An 18,235-nucleotide genomic window follows, 5' to 3' on the forward strand; every position below is an offset into this window, starting at 1 on the left:
TCAGAAGCGGCGCGTGATGAGCGCGCGCTTGACTTCCTGGATCGCCTTGGTGACCTCGATGCCACGCGGGCACGCGTCGGTGCAGTTGAAGGTCGTGCGGCAACGCCACACGCCGTCCTTGTCGTTCAGGATCTCCAGCCGCTGCTCACCGGCTTCGTCGCGCGAGTCGAAGATGAAGCGGTGCGCGTTGACGATCGCCGCCGGGCCGAAGTACTGGCCGTCGTTCCAGAACACCGGGCACGAGGACGTGCACGCGGCGCACAGGATGCACTTGGTGGTGTCGTCGAAGCGCTCGCGGTCCTCGGCGGACTGCAGGCGCTCGCGCGTCGGCTCGTTGCCCTTGGTGACCAGGAACGGCATGACGTCCCGGTACGCCTGGAAGAAGGGTTCCATGTCGACGACGAGGTCCTTCATCACCGTGAGGCCCTTGATGGCCTCGACGGTGATCGGCTTCTCCGGGTTGATGTCCTTGATCAGCGTCTTGCAGGCGAGCCTGTTCTTGCCGTTGATCCGCATCGCGTCGGAGCCGCAGATGCCGTGCGCGCACGAGCGACGGAAGGTCAGCGTGCCGTCGATGTCCCACTTGATCTTGTGGAGACCGTCGAGCACGCGCTCCTTCGGGTCGATCTCGACCTGGAAGTCCTGCCAGGTCGACTCCTCCGAGACCTCCGGGTTGAACCGGCGGATCCGGAACGTCACCGTGATGAACGGCGAAGCGGCGGCGGCCGCCTCCATCTGGTCCGTCTTGGACAGGGTCGGGGTGGCCATCAGTACTTACGCTCCATCGGCTGGTAGCGGGTGACGACGACGGGCTTGTAGTCCAGCCGGACGGAATCCTTGCCGTCGGAGTCGACCTCGCGGTACGCCATGGTGTGGCGCATGAAGTTGACGTCGTCGCGGTTCGGGTAGTCCTCGCGGTAGTGACCGCCGCGGGACTCCTTGCGCGCGAGCGCGGACACGGCCATGACCTCGGCCAGGTCGAGCAGGTTGCCCAGCTCGATGGCCTCCAGCAGGTCCGTGTTGAAGCGCTTGCCCTTGTCCTGGACGGAGACGTTCTTGTACCGCTCGCGCAGCTCAGCGATCTTGTCGACCGCGGTCTTGATGGTCTGCTCCGTACGGAACACCATCACGCAGGCGTCCATCGTCTCCTGGAGTTCCAGGCGCAGGTCGGCGACCCGCTCGTGGCCCGTGGAGTCGCGCAGCTGCTCGACCAGGTCGGCGACCTGCTGCGCCGGGTTCTCCGGCAGCTCGACGAAGTCGTGCGCGTGGGCGTACTTCGCCGCGGCGATGCCCGAGCGCTTGCCGAACACGTTGATGTCCAGCAGCGAGTTCGTGCCCAGCCGGTTCGCGCCGTGCACCGACACGCAGGCGACCTCGCCGGCCGCGTACAGGCCCGGGACGACGGTGGTGTTGTCGCGCAGGACCTCACCCTCGACGTTGGTCGGGATGCCGCCCATGGCGTAGTGCGCGGTGGGCTGGATCGGGATCGGGTCCGTGTACGGCTCGATGCCGAGGTACGTGCGGGCGAACTCGGTGATGTCCGGGAGCTTCGCGTCGAGCTGCTCCGGCGGCAGGTGCGTCAGGTCCAGGTACACGTGGTCACCGGCGGGACCGCAGCCGCGGCCCTCACGGATCTCCGTGTAGATGGAGCGCGAGACGACGTCACGGGACGCGAGGTCCTTCATGACCGGCGCGTACTTCTCCATGAAGCGCTCGCCGTCCTTGTTGCGGAGGATGCCGCCCTCACCGCGGGCGCCCTCCGTCAGCAGGATGCCCATGCGCCAGATGCCCGTCGGGTGGAACTGGAAGAACTCCATGTCCTCCAGCGGCAGACCCCGGCGGTAGCAGGCCGCCTGGCCGTCACCGGTGAGGGTGTGCGCGTTGGAGGTCACCTTGAAGAACTTGCCGGTGCCGCCGGAGGCGTAGATGACGGACTTCGCCTGGAACACGTGGATCTCGCCGGTGGCGAGCTCGTACGCGACCACGCCGGCCGACTTCGTGACGCCGTCCTCCTCGACCAGGAGCTGGTCCAGGACGTAGAACTCGTTGAAGAACTCCACGCCCTCCTTGACGCAGTTCTGGTACAGCGTCTGGAGGATCATGTGGCCGGTGCGGTCCGCGGCGTAGCAGGACCGGCGGACCGGCGCCTCGCCGTGGTTGCGGGAGTGCCCGCCGAAGCGGCGCTGGTCGATGGTGCCGTCCGGGGTGCGGTTGAACGGCAGGCCCATCTTCTCCAGGTCGAGGACCGCGTCGATGGCCTCCTTCGCCAGGATCTCGGCGGCGTCCTGGTCGACCAGGTAGTCACCGCCCTTGACCGTGTCGAAGGTGTGCCACTCCCAGTTGTCGTCCTCCACGTTGGCCAGCGCGGCAGCCATGCCGCCCTGCGCGGCGCCCGTGTGGGAGCGGGTGGGGTAGAGCTTCGTCAGCACGGCGGTGCGGCTGAGCTTCGTCGCCTCGATGGCGGCGCGCATGCCGGCGCCACCTGCGCCGACGATGACGGTGTCGTACTTGTGGATCTTCATGGGATTCGCCTCAGCCCCGTTGCCTAGCGGATGTTCGGGTCGAAGGTGAAGATCACCAGCGTGCCCAGAAGGATGGTGAACACCGTGGCGGTGTAGAGCAGGCCCTTCAGCCACAGCCGCGTGTTGGCACGCTCCGCGTAGTCGTTGATGACGGTACGCAGGCCGTTCGCGCCGTGCAGCATGGCCAGCCACAGCATCAGCAGATCCCAGATCTGCCAGAACGGGGACGCCCAGCGGCCGGCCACGAAGGCGAAGCCGATCTTGGAGACGCCGCCGTCCAGCACCAGCTGGATGAGCAGGTGGCCGAGCACGAGCACGACCAGGACGATGCCCGAGAGGCGCATGAAGAGCCACGCGACCATCTCGAAGTTGCCCCGGGTCGAGCGCGGGGTCTTGCTGGTCCGCTTGCGCGGGGCCTCGATGTACGGCGCCGGGTTGTCGACGTCGTAGAGGGACACGCCCTCCACGCCGCCGATGCCCTTGTCGAAAGAAGTGTCAGAAGACATGCGTGTCACTTCCCGAACAGTTCGAGGTAGGCGTGGCCGAGGACGGGGTACAGCGCCCCGACCATCAGCACGACCCAGATGCCCACGACGGACCAGAGCATCTTCTTCTGGTGACGGGGACCCTGGGACCAGAAGTCCACAGCGATGACACGAAGACCGTTGAGCGCGTGGAACAGGATTGCGGCGACGAGGCCGTACTCCAGCAGCGCGACGATCGGAGTCTTGTAGGTAGCCACGACATCGTCGTACGCCTCGGGTGAGACGCGAACGAGAGCGGTGTCGAGGACGTGTACGAACAGGAAGAAGAAGATGAGGACGCCGGTGACTCGATGAGCCACCCAGGACCACATTCCTTCCCGGCCGCGGTACAACGTTCCAGCCGGCACGGAAAACCCTCCGGAAGCGGGGCGGGGGCCAGCCGGCTTCTTTGTCGGTCGGGCCCGGCCGGGTACGGTCCTCCGGCCCCGGACATCGTAGCGACGCTTTGTCGGTTCCCTTGCGCGGGGGCCATCGGTGTGATCAAACAGGCACGGACGGACTATCCCACAGGGGCGAATAGCCCGAAATCGGCCTCATATGGTCCACCGTCGGGGACCGTCCCGGTCGAGCCTTCCGGCGCCGAGGGCAGCCGGTCCAGCAGTCGGAGGAGCCGGCCGCGGGCGACGAGGCGCAGTTCCTCGGCCGAGATCGAGCGTTCCTCGTCGATCTCGTGAGCCATTCTGCGGCGGATCGCGGCCAACAGCTGGTCCACCTGCTCCTCCGGCGGGTGGTCGTCCAGACAGATCACGAAGGCGTGCCGGAAGGTGCGCTCGTACTCCGCCCGGGCCGCGTCGAGCGCCAGCATCGCCGCGTACGGGGCCCCGTGCCCCAGTTCCGCCGAGGACTCCGCGGCCAGCGCCTCGGTGAGGTCGGCCTGGGACATGTCGTAGGAGGCCTCCTCCGCGGCGGCGATCAGCGAGGCGGTGTCCGGGTAGGGGCGGTGGGTGGCGACCCGGTGCGCCCAGCGTCGGCTGCCGCAGCAGTGCAGCAGCGCCGCCCGGGCGGCTTCGGGGGCCAGGGAGTTGAACCGGGCCGGCCCGGAACCGGAGGCTGTGCCGCGGACCTGTGCCGGAAGGTGGCTGGACAGCGGAGTTCTCCTCGGGGCGCGGCGCGGGTGTACCGCCACGCTAGCGATCTCCCCGGGAGAGTGTCGTACCCGTGCGGAGATTTCACCCGGAAGTGAGCCGAAAGGATGAGTTGTGCCGCGACGGGCCGGCCGTCCGGCGATGTCCCCCGGTGTCCGGAGGTGTCCGTCGCCGGCGCGTGGCCGGATCCGGCGGGTGCGCCCCGCGGCACCCGGGAGGATGTGCAAAGGAGGAGGACGACCGAGGCCGCCACCCCCCACAGGAGAGGCCCCGGTCGCCATCCGACACGGACTCGTGCGACAAGCCCGTACCCCTGTCAGCGCCGCGAGTGCGTTTTGTGTCACACCCCGCTCCGCGCAGGGTTGGTTGCAGGTTGTACAACTCGTGGACGAGAGGTGCTTGAAAGCCGTAACGTGCGGATTTGCGCCACACGTACAGGACAGTGAACGGGTTGGGGACTTTGCTGGGGGACGACGCGGAGCTGACCGCCGCGGTGCTCGCGGCACAGGACGGCGACGAGAACGCGTTCCGGACTGTGTACCGCGCCGTGCACCCGCGCCTGCTCGGATACGTACGCACGCTCGTCGGCGACGGCGACGCGGAGGACGTGACGTCCGAGGCCTGGCTGCAGATCGCCCGCGACCTCGACTCCTTCACCGGGGACGCCGACCGCTTCCGCGGTTGGGCCGCCCGCATCGCCCGCAACCGGGCCCTCGACCACATCCGGATGCGCGGCCGGCGGCCCGCCATAGGCGGCGACGAGAGCGAACTCACCGCTCACGCCGCCGACAGCGACACCGCGGGCGCCGCCATGGAGGCCCTGTCCACCGGCAGCACCATGGCGCTGATAGCCCAGCTCCCGCAGGACCAGGCCGAGGCCGTCGTGCTGCGCGTGGTGGTCGGCCTGGACGCGAAGAGCGCGGCCGAGACCCTGGGCAAGCGGCCCGGCGCGGTCCGGACCGCCGCGCACCGGGGACTGAAGAGACTCGCGGAACTGCTGGCCAGTTCCGAAAACGAAGCGGAATCCGCCTTCCGCGTCGGCCATAATGCCGATGATCAGGCACGGGAGCGCGATCTGGACGCCGTACCGGCGCAACGCGGCCGCGCCGGGGGCCTCGTGGAACAAACCGGTGTGACGCATTCACGTTGGCGGACGCAGAAGGACATGTGATGGCCGACGAGCACAACGGGTGGCTGGACGCAGCCGCGGCGGACAGGTTGCTGCGCGGAGAACCCGCCGGACCGGGCGCCGACCCGCGGGCCCGCGCCGACGAGGCCCGGCTGCGCGCCGCCCTGGACTCCCTCACCGTGCCCGCGCGGCCCGACCGGGAACTGCCCGGCGAGGACGCCGCCCTGGCCGCCTTCCGCGCCGCGCGCGCTACGGCCCCGGCGCCGCGCCCCACCCCCGTCGCACCCGTCCCCGCCGCCGCCGAACCCCTGATCTCCCTCACCCCGGTGCCCCGGGTACGGATCCCCGCGCAGCGGCGTACGAGCACCCCGGTCCGTTTCGGTCTCGCGGCGGCCCTGGCGGGCGTCGCGGTCGGCGGGATCGCGGCCGTCGCGGGCAGCGGGCTGCTGGACCGGGAGGCCCGGCACGCCGCCGGCCCCGCGCCGGCCGTCTCCGTCAGCGCCGACACGGACCGCCCCGCCGGCGACGGGAGCGACGAGCCCGCCCCGCTCATCCCGCGCCCGGACCCCACCGCCCCGCTGCGCGGCGACGGCTTCGTGGCCTCCCCGGGCACCTCGCGGATGCCGGGCACGGACAGCCGTACGACTCCGGGCACCACCTCGGGCAGTGGCTCCGCGTCCCATTTCCCCGGCGGTGGCGCGGGGACCGGCACGAGCGCGAGCACCGGATCGGGCGCTAACGAGACCGAGGACGCCGGCCGGGAACTGTTCACCGACCGGACCGGCAAGCCGGATCCGGGCGCCGGCGGCGGCGCCGGCAAGGACCGTGACCGTGACAAGCTGGCGCGGGCCGCGGACCTGTGCGAGGACTACCGCGCGGGCCGGATGAACGACGACCGCCGCTCGCGCCTCAGCAAGCTCGCCGGGGCCCTCGCGAAGATCCCCCGGTACTGCGAGTCCGTGCTGGACGGGCCCCGCGACGGCCTCCCGCAGGGCGGTTGGGACGGGCCCGGCGGCGAGGTCCTGAAGGTCCCCGCCCCCGCCACCGGTGTCCCGGCCCCGGGCGTCTCGCTCGGCTCCCGCAACCGTCGCTGAACCGGCCGGCGCGTCGCCGGGAACGGCTTCGCACACCCCCAGTAACACTTTTCGAACCGCCGGCGCAGTACATAACGAGCCGACTGGTCATCGGCCGCGCATGAGCCGGGGTTCCCCCCGTACCCCTGGGCTCTGCGCAACCGGCGCGGGCGGGGCACGTTCCCCCGGCCCTGCCCGCGCCCTCAACTTCCGCCCGGTGGATCACCGGGAGCGGATCACCAGTAGACGACGACCTTGTCGCCCACCTGCACCTGCTCGAACATGGCCGACAGCCTGGCCATGTCACGGACGTTCACGCAGCCGTGCGAGGCCCCGCTGTAGCCGCGGTTCGCGAAGTCCTGCGAGAAGTGCACCGCCTGACCCTGGCTGAAGAACATCGAGTACGGCATCGACGTGTGGTAGAGCGTCGACGTCCACTTCCGTTCCTTGCGGTCCACCTTGAACAGGCCCTCGCGGGTCGGGGTGTTCTCCGAACCGAAGCGCACGTCCATCGACGAGACCACCTTGCCGTCGATCATCCAGGCGAGGGTGCGGCTCTCCTTGCTGATGCACATGACCCGGCCCTCCATGCAGCGCGGGTCCGGGGCGGCGAGCTCGTTGCTGGTCGGCGGACGCAGTTCCTCCTCGGTCGGCGCCTTGCTGAGGCTCTGGACCTTCTGCCAGGTGGCCTCGTCGACCGCGCCCGTCGCCGGGAGCCCGTTGTTCGACTGGAACGTCTTGACCGCGGCCGTGGTCTTCGACCCGTAGAAGCCGGTGGGGGCCACCGACACCAGATTGAGCTGCCGCAGCCGGGCCTGGAGGTCGCGGATCTGGTCGCTCTCGTCGCCGTTCGCCATGATCGGCTTCGCGCCACCCTGCGCCGACGGCTGTCCGGCCGAGGCCGATGCCGAGGCGCCGGGCGCCGGCGAGGACCCGCCCGGCTTGTTGTCCGACCCGGACGGCGAGGCCGCCGGCGCCGACGCGGACGAGCCCGGTGCGGCCGGAGCGGAGCCCTGCGGGCCGCAAGCGGTCGCGGCGAGCGCGACCGATGCGGCCAGGGCGAGCGTACGGATCATGACTTTCTGGCGGTACATCGCGGTCCCCCGATTTCAACGTCGTGTGTATGCAAGTGATGCTTCGGGGGCGCGGAGAGTTGCGGAGGGTTCCGGGATGTTGCGCCATTGTGACCGGAGGCCGTCGGGGGACGGTTGTACCAGCCCCCGGACCCGCCCGCGCAGCGGCGCCCCGGCGGTCCTCGCGGGTCCCTCCGACCACCCCGTGAAACTCACTGGCGGTACAGGTGCGTCCCTGTGGGACACTCCTGCCCATGCTGGGTGTCACAGACCTTCCTACGTACCTCGCCGGCCTGGTGCTGATCGTGCTGCTGCCGGGGCCGAACTCGCTCTACGTGCTGTCCGTCGCCGCGCGCAGCGGGGTGAAGGAGGGTTACAAGGCGGCCTCCGGGGTGTTCACCGGGGACACCGTCCTCATGGTGTTGACCGCGGCCGGCGCGGGCGCGCTGCTCCAGGCCAGCCCGCTGGTGTTCACCGTCGTGAAGTTCCTCGGCGCCGGCTACCTGGGCTGGCTGGCGGTCGGCATGATGCGGGCCGCGTGGGCCATGTGGCGCGACCGCAAGGTCCACCAGGAGGAGTTGCTGACCGGCGAGCAGCCGACGGGCGCCGCCGAGCGGCCCTACCGGCGGGCGCTGGTGGTCAGCCTGGTCAACCCGAAGGCGATCCTGTTCCTGCTGTCGTTCTTCGTGCAGTTCGTGGACCCCGGCTACGCCTACCCGGCGCTGTCGTTCCTGCTGCTGGGCGTGGTGTCGCAACTGGTGAGCTTCGTGTACCTGTCGACCCTGATCTTCACCGGGACCCGGTTGTCGGCCGCCTTCCGCCGCCGCAAGCGCCTCTCGGCGGGGGCGACCTCGGCGGCGGGCGTGCTCTTCCTGGGCTTCGCCGCCAAGCTCGCCACCAGCTGAGCGGCGGCCCCTGCGGCGAGGCGCGCCGCCGCTACGGCCGGCTGCCGGGCACCGCCCCGAACCGGCGGCGCAGCCGGTGCGCGACCCGGCGCACGGCCGGGCTGCGGGGCAGGAACGCCAGTGGGGCGGGGACGCCGCCGGGCAGGCCCAGCGTGGTCAGCCGGCGGCGAGTGAAGTACCGCCGGGTGGTGTCGTCCAGGCTCCGGGCCAGGTAGCGCTCGGCGTCCGCGCGGCGCTCCGCGAGCACCTTCGGCTGCATGGTGAACCCGACCGCGGTGACGAGCGCCGACAGGTGGGCCGGTTCCGGTTCCTCGGCGTCGGCGGCCCCGGCGGCCGGCGTTCCCGTCGCCAGGTCCGGGACCAGCGCGTCCACCAGCGTCAGCGGGATCCGGTTGCTGTTCTGGTACGGGCTCAGCCGGGCCAGTACGTCGCCCGTCCCGGTGCGGGCGACGGGGATCCCGTACAGCGCCCGGGCCGTCAGCAGGCCCGTCGAGAAACAGCCCACGACCAGGGCCGGACGCAGCTGTTGGTAGAGGGTCTCGGCCGGCACCGGGGCGTCCAGCACGGTCAGGCGCGCTCCGAGGCGTTCGGCCTCCGCCTCCGCCCCGCGGGAGTAGGCCGCGGGGGCGCTGGGGTGCGGTTTGAAGACCAGGTCCCGGTGGCCGCGGGCGACGGCGCCCCGCACCATGTCCACGTGGAGTTCCTCCTCCTGCGCCGGGGACATGAGTTCCAGCGCGGAGAGGTACTGGCCGAGCAGCAGGGCGGGGCCCTCGCCGTCGGCCGCGGGTCGGGGTCCCTCGTACGCCGTGGCCGGTTCGGCGAGTTCCGCGAGTTCGGCGAGTTCGGCGAGCACCTTGAGGACGGCCGCCGCCGGCACCACCTCCGCCGGCACCCCGAACTCGGTGAGCAGCAGCGGTTCCAGGCCCGGTACGAGGTCCAGGTGCAGGACGCGCCGCACCCGCATGCCGATCTGCGGGTCGAGCCGGAAGCGGGTGGGGCCGTAGGACATCAGTCCGTCCGCGTACACCTCGACCGCGGCGCCCGGGAAGAGCCGGCACAGGCTCTGCGCGGGCGGCACCTGGAGGGACTCCACGATCAGCTCGACCCGGTCCTCGCCGAGCCCCCACAGGGCGCGCAGTTGGCGTTCCCACAGCGGGACGTCCTCGGGGCGCGGCGCCCAGCTGCTGGGGTGCTGCGGGGCGATGACGGCGTTCCAGTCGAGCACCTCGTCGAAGCGGGTCCGCAGCGCGGCGAAGCCGGGCAGGGCGGGCAGGCCCGGGGTGATCTCGGGGGTGGGGGAGTGGTTGCTGGTCAGCAGGATCCGGCGGCCGGCCGGGGGGAGGGCGCCGGAGTCGAGGGCGGCGGCGAGCGTGGCCGTCCCGTAGAGGGTCGAGGCGAGGAAGAGCTGGGTGACTCCGCGGCCGTTCACGCGACGGCTCCCGCGGTCCGGGCGGCGCCGCCGCGGCGGTACGGCGCACGGCGGCGCAGTGTGCGCAGGAGGGCCGCGCGTTCGGCGTCCATCGAGGCCAGGGTGCGGTCCAGTACCGCCCGGGGCATGCGGTCGAGCGCGTCCGCGCTCATCGACCGAAGTTTTCTGGCCACGGCCGGTTCGAACCTTTCGATGGACCCGACATGGTGCGCGATAATCGCGCAATACGTTCGAACCGCTTTGTGGATCAAGAGTTCGCAATCCGGATCGGCGGCCGTGTCCGACAGGACCTGATCGAATGCCCGGATGAAATCGAGCTGCCGTTCGTCGCCGATTTGCGTCAACGACGTGGAAATGCCGCGCCGATAGAAGATCCCGGGCATTCCGACCGCGGCGAAGGACCGCGCCTCCCGGTGCAGCCGCCAGATCCACGGCCGGTCCTCGGCCGTCCGCAGTCCGTCGGTGAAGTGCAGCAACCCACGGTCCAGCAGCCGCCGGTGGTACATCCCGGCCCAGGCGTACGGATAGTCCACCGAGGTGGCCCGCGAGACCGGCAGGATCCCCGCGCGCGGATCGGCCGGCACGCCCTGCGGCCCGTACGGAACGCGCTGCACGCTCCGGGTCCGACCCGTCACCTGCACATGGTCGGTACGGACGAAGTCGCAGTTCAGGGCCTCGATGGCGGCCAGGGTACGGGCGAGGTGCCCCGGCTCCAGCCAGTCGTCGCCGTCCAGGAAGGTGATGTACTCGCCGCGGGCCGCGTCCAGACCGGTGTTGCGCGCCGAGGCCAACCCGCCGTTGCGGTCCCGTCTCAGGCGCACCGCCCCGGGCAGCGCGACGGCCGCCCGTTCCAGCAGCTCGGACGTCCCGTCCGTGGAACGGTCGTCGACCAGCAGGAACTCGAAATCCTCACGGGCGTTCAGTTCGAGACTCTTCAGGGCATCCGGTGCGTATGTCCGCACGTTGTAGAACGGCACGACGACAGAGAGCTTGAGCACCTGCGAGACAATAGGCGGCGGCCCGTCATTCACCATGGCCCGTACGCGGATTCCATGTGAACGACGGGCGGCGGGCGCGTTAACCCGCACGCATTCGCATGTCGTCGACGGGTTGTTAACCCGCCGTTGTGCGCTCGTTGGGCCGAACACCGGAAATGCGGAATAACTTCTGCCGGGTGCCAGTGCCACTCAGCAGCAGTTTCCGAACCGAACTCCGCGTCGCCGTCATCGCCGATTCCGACACGCGGTGGAAATGGGGCGCGCTCACGGCCCGCCGCCTCGCCCCGGACCCGGAGCACCGCCGGGTCACCGGCTACCTGTTGCGCGGCCGGGCCACCCCCACACCGCGCCAACTCGGCGAGGCCGGCGTCGGGGCAGACGGCCTGCCGACCGAGGTGACCTGCGCGGAGTTCCTCGACGCCCTCGGGCGCGAACGGTACGACGTGGTCGTCCTCGCGCTCGTCGGCGGCGCCGTCCAGGCCGTCCTGCACGGCGTCCGCGCCCTGTGGCCGGGCCCGGCCGACCGGCCCGTCCTCGTCACCGGGTACGTCGGCGTCGTCTACGAGAAGCTCGCCGACGGACTGCTGCTGCGGCACGGCGCCGACCTCGTCCTGGCCAACTCCCGGCACGACGCCGGTCGGTTCCGCGCCGTGTACGAGGGCGTCGGCGCCGACCCGAGCGCCGTCACCGAGACCGCCCTGCCCTTCCTCGGCGGCGCCCCGTACGCCCCCACCGGCGGCCGCGCCCCCACCGTCGTCTTCGCCGTGCAGCCCTCCGTCCCCGAGAGCCGCGCCGACCGTACGTACCTCCTGGAGCGGGCCGCCGGGCACGCCCGGCTCCACCCGGGCCGCGAGGTGCTGATCAAGCTGCGCAGCAAGCCGGGCGAGCACACCACGCACCTGGAGGAGCACCCCTACCAGCGGCTCGCCGAGCGGCTCCCCGGCGGCCTGCCGGCCAACTGCCGCCTGGTGTACGGGAACATGGGCGAGGTGCTGGACTCCGCCGACCTGCTGGTCACGGTCTCCTCCACCGCCGCCCTGGAGTCCCTGCACCGGGGCATCCCCACCGCCGTCCTGACCGACCTCGGCATCCGCGAGGCGCTCGGCAACCACCACTTCCTCGGCTCCGGCTGCCTGACCTCCTGGGACCGCCTCGACGAGGGCCTGCTGCCTCGGGCCGACCCGTACTGGCTCGCCGCCCAAGGGGTCACGGCCCACCCGCCGGGCACCCCCCCGGCGCCGGGCGGGACCCCCGACGCGCACGCCGTCGCCCGGGCCCGGCTCGCCGAACTGCTCTCCCGCGACCGGCTCCCCGCCGTCGCCCCGTACTACACCGCCGCCACCGCGCCCGGGTACCTGCCCGGCATCCTGGCCCGCCACCACCTCGACGTCGACGGGACCCCGTTGCCCGGGGCCGCCCGCCAGTCGGTCGCCGGGTCCGGGCCGCGCCGTTGGCTGCGCGCCCGGCTGCGCGAGGGCGCCCGCGGTGCCTACCGGCACGGCGTCCAGCGCGTCGCCCCCGCCATCCGCCGGTTGGGGGAGCTGTGAGGGTCCTCGCGGTGATCCCGGCCCGGGGCGGCTCCAAGGGGGTACCGGGGAAGAACACCGCCCCGGTCGGCGGGGTACCGCTCGTCGCCCGCGCCGTCCGCGCCTGCCTGGCCGCGCCCACCGTCACCGACGTCGCCGTCTCCACCGACTCCGACGCGGTCGCCGACGCCGCCCGCGCCGCCGGGGCCCGGGTGATCCGCCGACCGGCCGCGCTCTCCGGGGACACCGCGAGCAGCGAGGCCGCGGTCCTGCACGCCCTCGACGCCTTCGAGGCCGAGGAGGCCGCGGAGGCCGCGGAGGCTCCGGGCGCCGCGGGAGGGGCCGGCGGCGCGGGCGTGGACGTGGTGGTCCTGGTCCAGTGCACCAGCCCCTTCCTGACGCCCTCGGACGTCGAGTCCGTGGCCGCCGCCGTCGCCCGCGGGGCGGCCGACTCGGCCCTGACCGCGGCCCCGTTCCACGGGTTCCTCTGGCGTCCGGGGCCCGACGGCTCCGGGACGGGGGTCAACCACGACGCCGCGTACCGGCCCCGCCGCCAGGACCGCCCCGCGGAAATGCTGGAGACCGGCGCCGCCTACGCCATGTCCGTACCCGGCCTCCGGGCCGCCCGGCACCGCTTCTTCGGGCGGACCCTGCCCGTCGCCACCGACCCGGCGCGGGTCCTGGAGATCGACGACCCCCACGACCTCGCCCGCGCCCGCCTCCTCGCCCCGCTCTTCGACCCCGCCCCCGCGGCGCCCGCAGCGCCGGTCCCGGCCCGCATCGAACGAAGGACACCCCCTGCCATGACCGTCACCCCCGACTCCCGCCTGCGCAGCCTCGGTTCGCGCACCGCCGGCCCCGGCCGCCCCGTCTACGTCGTCGGCGAGATCGGCATCAACCACAACGGCGACCTCGGCAACGCCTTCGCCCTGATCGACGCCGCCGCCGAAGCCGGCTGCGACGCCGTCAAGTTCCAAAAGCGCACCCCGGAGATCTGCACCCCGCGCGACCAGTGGGACATCGAACGCGACACCCCCTGGGGTCGGATGACGTACATCGACTACCGCCACCGCGTCGAGTTCGGCGAGGCCGACTACCTCGCCATCGACGCGCACTGCGCCCAGCGCGGCATCGACTGGTTCGCCTCCCCCTGGGACACCGAGGCCGTCGCCTTCCTGGAGAAGTTCGACCCGCCCGCCCACAAGGTGGCCTCCGCCTGCCTGACCGACGACGAACTCCTGCGCACCCTGCGGGCGACCGGCCGCACCGTGGTCCTGTCCACCGGGATGTCCTCCCCGCAGCAGATCCGGCACGCCGTCGAGGTGCTCGGCAGCGCCAACATCCTGCTCTGCCACGCCACTTCGACCTACCCGGCCAAGGCCGAGGAGCTCAACCTGCGGGTCATCAACACCCTCCAGGAGGAGTACCCGAACGTGCCCATCGGCTACTCCGGCCACGAGACCGGCCTGCAGACCACCCTGGCCGCCGTCGCCCTCGGCGCCGCCTTCGTCGAACGGCACATCACGCTGGACCGCGCGATGTGGGGCTCCGACCAGGCCGCCTCCGTCGAACCCGGCGGCCTTACCCGCCTCGTCCGTGACATCCGCACCATCGAGACCGCCCTCGGCGACGGCGTCAAGCGGGTCTACGCGTCCGAACTCGGCCCGATGAAGAAGCTCCGCCGCGTCCAGGCCCCGGTCCCGACAGCCGTCTGACGCCCGCCCCGGCCCCGCCCCCTGACGAGGAGTACGTGGTGTCTGCCTCAGCCGCCCCCACCCTGGCTTTCGTCGAGAGCCCCGTCCAGCTCCTGAACGTGCTGGAGTGGGCGTACGCCCGCGACGCCGCCCCCGCCGGCGCCCGCCCGAACGGCGCCGGCCCCCTGCTCGACGGCGTACCGCCCCAGCGCGACCGGCGCGCCGGCGCGCCGACCCCCGCCGTCGCCGCGCCGCGGATCGTGGTGCTGCCACCCACCGACCCCATGTCCCGGGGCCAGCTGCGCCGCGTCGCCTCGATCGCCCGCGACGAGGGGTACGACGTCCACTGGCAGGAGGCCCGCGGCGGCTCCGGCGCCCCCCTGAAGGCGCTGGCCTCGCTCACCGCCGCCGTGCGCGGCGCCGAACGGATCGTCGTCGGCGACCCGTTCTCCCGCTTCGTGCAGCTCCTGCTGGCGCCGGCCCGGGCCGCCGAACTCGTCGTCGTGGACGACGGCACCGCCACCATGGAGTTCGTCGCCCAGCTCGGCCGGGGCGAACGACTGCGCCGCTGGCACCGCGCCACCGGCGGCCCCGCCGCCCGGGCGCGCGAGCTCGTGTACGCCCCGGTCTCCGGTACGGCCCGCCGCCGGCTCACCCCGGGGACGCGCCGCCGGGTGGAGGTGTTCACGTCCATGCCCGTCGAGGCCCTGCCCGGCATGGAGCTGCGGGTCAACGACTTCGCCTGGACCCGCTCCCGCTTCGGGCCGCCGCGGCTGACCCGGGGCACCGACCTGGTCGGCACCTCGCTGGTGGAGACCGGCGTCGTCGACCCGGACCGCTACCTGGAGGCGGTCCGCGCCCTGACCCGCGAGCACGGCGTGACCCGCTACTTCGCGCACCGCAGGGAGTCCCCGGAGAAGCTGCGCGCGCTGAGCGAGGCGAGCGGGCTGGAGATCGTCCGGCCCGACCTGCCGCTGGAACTGATCGCCCGGCGGGGCCCGATCGGCCGAACCGTCGTCAGCTTCCCGTCCACGGTCGTCCACACGCTGCCGTACGCCCTGGCCGGCACCGGGGTCACCGTCGCCGTGTGCCCCCTCGATCCGGCCTGGCTCACCGGAGCCGCCTCGCCGAGGGCCCGCAGCTTCCTGGCCGGAGTCACCGACACCGCCCGCGATGTGCGCAGACTGCCCGCGCAGGCCGCCCCCGCGGCCCGATGAGCGCGCGAGTTTACCCCCGGTCGCATCCGATCATGCGTCCAGAGGCGGGGATTCTTTCCCCTGACGGCATGAACTTTTTGTGATCTCCGGCCAGTTGACCCGTTCGTGGGCCTACCCTTCAACGGGTGAACCAGTTGATGTCCCGCGAGTCCCAGACCGCCCTGCCCGGCACGCCCGACCGGCCCGAGCTGCCCGGCAAGCTTCCGGACCACCTGCGTGCCGAACTGATCGCCTTCCGACGGGATGTGCACATGCATCCCGAGCTAGGACACCAGGAGTTCCGCACCACGGCCGCGATCAAGGCCCGGCTGGAGCAGGCCGGCCTGCACCCGCGCGTGCTGAAGTCCGGCACCGGCCTGATCTGTGACGTGGGGGAGTGGGACGGCGTACGGCCCGTGCTGGCCCTGCGCGCGGACATCGACGCCCTGCCCATTCCGGACGCCAAGACGCAGGTCGCGTACCGCTCCACCGTCCCCGACCGCGCCCACGCCTGCGGCCACGACGTCCACACCACGGTCGTCCTCGGCGCCGGCCTCGTGCTCGCCGAGCTCGATCGGCAGGGGCTGCTGCCCCGGCCCGTGCGCCTGCTGTTCCAGCCCGCCGAGGAGGTACTGCCGGGCGGGGCGAGCGACGCCATCGAGTCCGGCGTGCTGGACGGCGTCGGCAAGATCATCGCGGTGCACTGCGACCCCCGCGTCGACGCCGGCCGGATCGGGCTGCGCCCCGGCCCGATCACCTCGGCCTGCGACCGCCTGGAGGTCAGCCTCTCCGGCGCCGGCGGGCACACCGCCCGCCCCCACCTGACCACCGACCTGGTGACCGCCGCCGCCCGGGTGGCCGTCGACGTACCGGCGCTGCTCACCCGCCGGATGGACGCGCGCTCGGGGATGTCGGTCACCTGGGGCCGGATCGAGGCCGGGCACGCCTGCAACGTCATCCCGATGCACGCGGAGCTGTCCGGAACCGTGCGCTGCCTGGACCTGGGCGCCTGGCACGAGGCACCCGACATGATCCACGCGGCGATCGACGAGGTCGCGACCATGCACGGGGCCAAGTTCGAGATCAACCACGTCCGCGGGGTCCCGCCGGTGGTCAACGACCCGGCGGTCACCGAGCTGCTGCGCGAGGCCATGGCGGTCCGCCGCGGCGCCGACGCCGTCGAGGACACCGAGCAGAGCCTGGGCGGCGAGGACTTCTCCTGGTACCTGGAGCACGTCCCCGGCGCGATGGCCCGCCTCGGCACCCGCACGCCCGGTGACCCCACCAAGCGGGACCTGCACCGGGGCGACTTCGACGTGGACGAGTCCGCGATCGGCGTCGGCGTGGAGTTCTTCACCGCGGCGGCACTGCTCGACGGGCTGCGCGCGGGGGCCGGCGCGGGGGCGGCCCGGTAGTCGATCCGGTGCCCGATCCAATGGCCGATCCGGCCGCCGGACCGGGCCGTCGGGGGCGTCCCGTTCGACGCCCGGCGGAGGTCTCCACGACAACCGCCGGAGATCGGGTGGAGGTGTCCAGCCCTTGGTACGCAAGGGCTGGGACACGGAACAGTTACCGATCGGTCACTGTCCGGTTCGCGACGATCCGATAACGACTCATGAACGGGCCTTTAACTGACATCTACGCGCGTTACGATCGCCGCGAAACCAGCGCCGGTCGTGGCGCTTCGGTCAGGTTTTGAAGGAGCCTCCCCTTGCGCCGGATCACCAGGATCGCCACCGTGGGCATCGCGTCCGCGGCGCTGGCCCTCTCGGCCACCGCCTGTGGCGGTAAGAAGTCCTCGGACAGCACCACCTCCTCGTCGAGCTCCGGCTCCTCCGAGGCCAGTGCCGCCATCGCGTACGACATCGGTGGCCGCGGCGACCAGTCGTTCAACGACGCCGCCTTCGCGGGCCTCGAAAAGGCCGAGAAGGAGCTGAAGGTCAAGGGCGCCGAGGCGGAGCCCACGGACGGCGAGGGCGAGGCCGACAAGGTCCAGCGCCTCACCGAGCTGGCCCGCAAGGGCAACAACCCGGTCATCGGCGTCGGTTTCGCCTACGGTCCGGCCATCAAGAAGGTCGCCCCGAAGTTCCCGAACACCACGTTCGGCATCATCGACGACACCTCGGTGCAGGACAAGAACGTCGCCAACCTGGTCTTCAACGAGGAGCAGGGCTCCTACCTGGCCGGCGTCGCCGCCGCCAAGGTCTCGAAGACCGGTACGGTCGGCTTCATCGGCGGCGTCGAGGTTCCGCTGATCAAGAAGTTCCAGGCGGGCTTCGAGCAGGGCGTCAAGGACACCAACCCGAACGCCAAGGTGCTCGCCACCTACCTGACCCAGCCGCCGAACTTCGACGGCTTCGCCAAGCCCGACCTGGGCAAGGCCGCCGCGCAGGGCCAGATCGACGCCGGTGGCGCCGACGTGGTCTACGCCGCCGCGGGCCTGGCCGGCTCCGGTGCCATCGAGGCCGCCTCGGCCAAGGGCAAGTGGGCCATCGGCGTCGACTCCGACCAGTACAACCAGGCCGGTCTGTCGAAGTACAAGAACGCCATCCTGACCTCGGTCACGAAGGACGTCTCCGACTCCGTCTACGACCTGATCAAGTCGGTCAAGGACGGCAAGCCGACCACCGGTGAGATCCGCTACGGCCTGGACAAGGACGGCGTCGGCCTGGCCGACTCCAACCCGGAGTACAAGAAGATGACCGACGTCATCGCCGCGGTGGAGAAGGCCAAGGCCGACATCATCGCCAAGAAGATCACCGTCAAGACCGCCCCGTAGGGTTCCGTCTGACAGCTCGACAGTTCGTTGTGGTGCTCGGGGTTCGGGAAGCGGTCATCGCCGCTCCCGGGCCCCGCACCGCGTCGGACACGTTCCGTGTTCACTCGTGGCCAGTTGGTCGCAAGTTTTCACTTTCGACAGTGCTACGCGCGTAGAGGCATCGGGGACGCGATACCGTCCAGCTCCCGCCCACCCGCCCGGCCGATCGACCGCCCTGTCTTCCCCTGCCTCCAGCTCCTTCCGCGCCAAGGAGAGTGCGTCATCAACGCGTCCAGCCCGCC

General features: G+C 71.8%; 16 protein-coding genes and 1 pseudogene. 9 read left to right on the forward strand and 8 right to left on the reverse strand.

Translation table 11 applies throughout. From position 1 onward, the window contains the following. The 5 genes from AB0D46_RS22260 to AB0D46_RS22280 form a co-directional block, all read right to left on the reverse strand. Positions 1-768: a succinate dehydrogenase iron-sulfur subunit gene (locus AB0D46_RS22260; protein WP_362879811.1), complete on the reverse strand. Its 768-nt coding sequence runs from the start codon at positions 766-768 to the stop codon at positions 1-3. Continuing rightward, positions 768-2,522, reverse strand: a complete 1,755-nt coding sequence (sdhA, locus tag AB0D46_RS22265; protein ID WP_362879812.1) for a succinate dehydrogenase flavoprotein subunit — start codon at positions 2,520-2,522, stop codon at positions 768-770. Before sdhA ends, AB0D46_RS22260 begins: the two co-directional genes overlap by 1 nt. Positions 2,523-2,545: 23 nt before the next feature. After that, positions 2,546-3,028 carry a succinate dehydrogenase hydrophobic membrane anchor subunit gene (locus AB0D46_RS22270; protein WP_362879813.1) on the reverse strand — a complete coding sequence of 161 codons (483 nt, stop codon included), beginning with the start codon at positions 3,026-3,028 and terminating at the stop codon, positions 2,546-2,548. A 5-nt stretch (positions 3,029-3,033) separates the two neighbouring features. Beyond that, entirely contained in the window at positions 3,034-3,414 is a 381-nt protein-coding gene (gene sdhC, locus AB0D46_RS22275) for a succinate dehydrogenase, cytochrome b556 subunit (RefSeq protein WP_362879814.1), read from the reverse strand. A 152-nt stretch (positions 3,415-3,566) separates the two neighbouring features. Then, positions 3,567-4,193 (reverse strand): 2-oxo-4-hydroxy-4-carboxy-5-ureidoimidazoline decarboxylase, encoded by a 627-nt coding sequence (locus tag AB0D46_RS22280; RefSeq protein WP_362879815.1) that lies wholly within the window; start codon positions 4,191-4,193, stop codon positions 3,567-3,569. Between the two features lie 419 nt (positions 4,194-4,612). Here AB0D46_RS22280 and AB0D46_RS22285 point away from each other — a divergent pair, with 419 nt between their 5' ends. Continuing rightward, positions 4,613-5,323, forward strand: coding sequence for an RNA polymerase sigma factor (locus tag AB0D46_RS22285; RefSeq protein ID WP_362879864.1), 711 nt, complete (start codon positions 4,613-4,615; stop codon positions 5,321-5,323). Beyond that, complete coding sequence (locus tag AB0D46_RS22290; protein WP_362879816.1) at positions 5,323-6,375, forward strand: hypothetical protein; 1,053 nt, start codon at positions 5,323-5,325, stop codon at positions 6,373-6,375. The genes AB0D46_RS22285 and AB0D46_RS22290 overlap by 1 nt, the downstream gene beginning before the upstream one ends. Positions 6,376-6,590: 215 nt before the next feature. Here AB0D46_RS22290 and AB0D46_RS22295 read toward each other — a convergent pair whose 3' ends face one another. Continuing rightward, positions 6,591-7,448: a L,D-transpeptidase family protein gene (locus AB0D46_RS22295; protein WP_362879817.1), complete on the reverse strand. Its 858-nt coding sequence runs from the start codon at positions 7,446-7,448 to the stop codon at positions 6,591-6,593. Positions 7,449-7,681: 233 nt separating this feature from the next. Between AB0D46_RS22295 and leuE the strand changes: the two genes are divergently transcribed. Further along, positions 7,682-8,332, forward strand: coding sequence for a leucine efflux protein LeuE (gene leuE, locus AB0D46_RS22300; protein ID WP_362879818.1), 651 nt, complete (start codon positions 7,682-7,684; stop codon positions 8,330-8,332). 31 nt (positions 8,333-8,363) lie between these two features. Here the strand turns inward: leuE and AB0D46_RS22305 are convergent, their stop codons facing one another. Continuing rightward, complete coding sequence (locus AB0D46_RS22305) at positions 8,364-9,761, reverse strand: polysialyltransferase family glycosyltransferase (RefSeq protein WP_362879819.1); 1,398 nt, start codon at positions 9,759-9,761, stop codon at positions 8,364-8,366. Then, a complete protein-coding gene (locus AB0D46_RS22310) occupies positions 9,758-10,759 on the reverse strand; it encodes a glycosyltransferase family 2 protein (protein WP_362879865.1) in 1,002 nt (333 codons plus the stop codon). Before AB0D46_RS22310 ends, AB0D46_RS22305 begins: the two co-directional genes overlap by 4 nt. 176 nt (positions 10,760-10,935) lie before the next feature. On the opposite strand from AB0D46_RS22310, the gene AB0D46_RS22315 reads away from it, so the two are divergent. The 6 genes and pseudogenes from AB0D46_RS22315 to AB0D46_RS22340 all read left to right on the forward strand — a co-directional run bounded on the left by AB0D46_RS22315 (position 10,936) and on the right by AB0D46_RS22340 (position 17,954). Further along, positions 10,936-12,306, forward strand: a complete 1,371-nt coding sequence (locus tag AB0D46_RS22315) for a DUF6716 putative glycosyltransferase (RefSeq protein ID WP_362879820.1) — start codon at positions 10,936-10,938, stop codon at positions 12,304-12,306. An 11-nt stretch (positions 12,307-12,317) separates the two neighbouring features. After that, positions 12,318-12,716 (forward strand): annotated as a pseudogene (locus tag AB0D46_RS22320) (NTP transferase domain-containing protein); the annotation flags it as partial. 372 nt (positions 12,717-13,088) lie between these two features. Next, complete coding sequence (locus AB0D46_RS22325) at positions 13,089-14,000, forward strand: N-acetylneuraminate synthase family protein (protein ID WP_362879866.1); 912 nt, start codon at positions 13,089-13,091, stop codon at positions 13,998-14,000. Positions 14,001-14,038: 38 nt separating this feature from the next. Further along, positions 14,039-15,196, forward strand: coding sequence for a hypothetical protein (locus AB0D46_RS22330; protein ID WP_362879821.1), 1,158 nt, complete (start codon positions 14,039-14,041; stop codon positions 15,194-15,196). 137 nt (positions 15,197-15,333) lie between these two features. Beyond that, positions 15,334-16,590 (forward strand): amidohydrolase, encoded by a 1,257-nt coding sequence (locus AB0D46_RS22335; RefSeq protein WP_362879867.1) that lies wholly within the window; start codon positions 15,334-15,336, stop codon positions 16,588-16,590. 296 nt (positions 16,591-16,886) lie between these two features. Then, positions 16,887-17,954 carry a BMP family ABC transporter substrate-binding protein gene (locus AB0D46_RS22340; protein ID WP_362879822.1) on the forward strand — a complete coding sequence of 356 codons (1,068 nt, stop codon included), beginning with the start codon at positions 16,887-16,889 and terminating at the stop codon, positions 17,952-17,954. The last annotated feature ends 281 nt before the right edge of the window (positions 17,955-18,235 follow it).

This window comes from Streptomyces sp. NPDC048383, assembly GCF_040651775.1.
Lineage (GTDB): Bacteria > Actinomycetota > Actinomycetes > Streptomycetales > Streptomycetaceae > Streptomyces.

Bases quoted from the DNA above. Each gene is read 5' to 3' on its own strand.
- sdhA (WP_362879812.1), bottom strand. From the start codon at position 2,522: ATGAAGATCCACAAGTACGACACCGTCATCGTCGGCGCAGGTGGCGCC.
- leuE (WP_362879818.1), top strand. From the start codon at position 7,682: ATGCTGGGTGTCACAGACCTTCCTACGTACCTCGCCGGCCTGGTGCTG.
- AB0D46_RS22295 (WP_362879817.1), bottom strand. From the start codon at position 7,448: ATGTACCGCCAGAAAGTCATGATCCGTACGCTCGCCCTGGCCGCATCG.
- AB0D46_RS22335 (WP_362879867.1), top strand. From the start codon at position 15,334: ATGTCCCGCGAGTCCCAGACCGCCCTGCCCGGCACGCCCGACCGGCCC.
- AB0D46_RS22290 (WP_362879816.1), top strand. From the start codon at position 5,323: ATGGCCGACGAGCACAACGGGTGGCTGGACGCAGCCGCGGCGGACAGG.
- AB0D46_RS22270 (WP_362879813.1), bottom strand. From the start codon at position 3,028: ATGTCTTCTGACACTTCTTTCGACAAGGGCATCGGCGGCGTGGAGGGC.
- AB0D46_RS22260 (WP_362879811.1), bottom strand. From the start codon at position 768: ATGGCCACCCCGACCCTGTCCAAGACGGACCAGATGGAGGCGGCCGCC.
- AB0D46_RS22325 (WP_362879866.1), top strand. From the start codon at position 13,089: ATGACCGTCACCCCCGACTCCCGCCTGCGCAGCCTCGGTTCGCGCACC.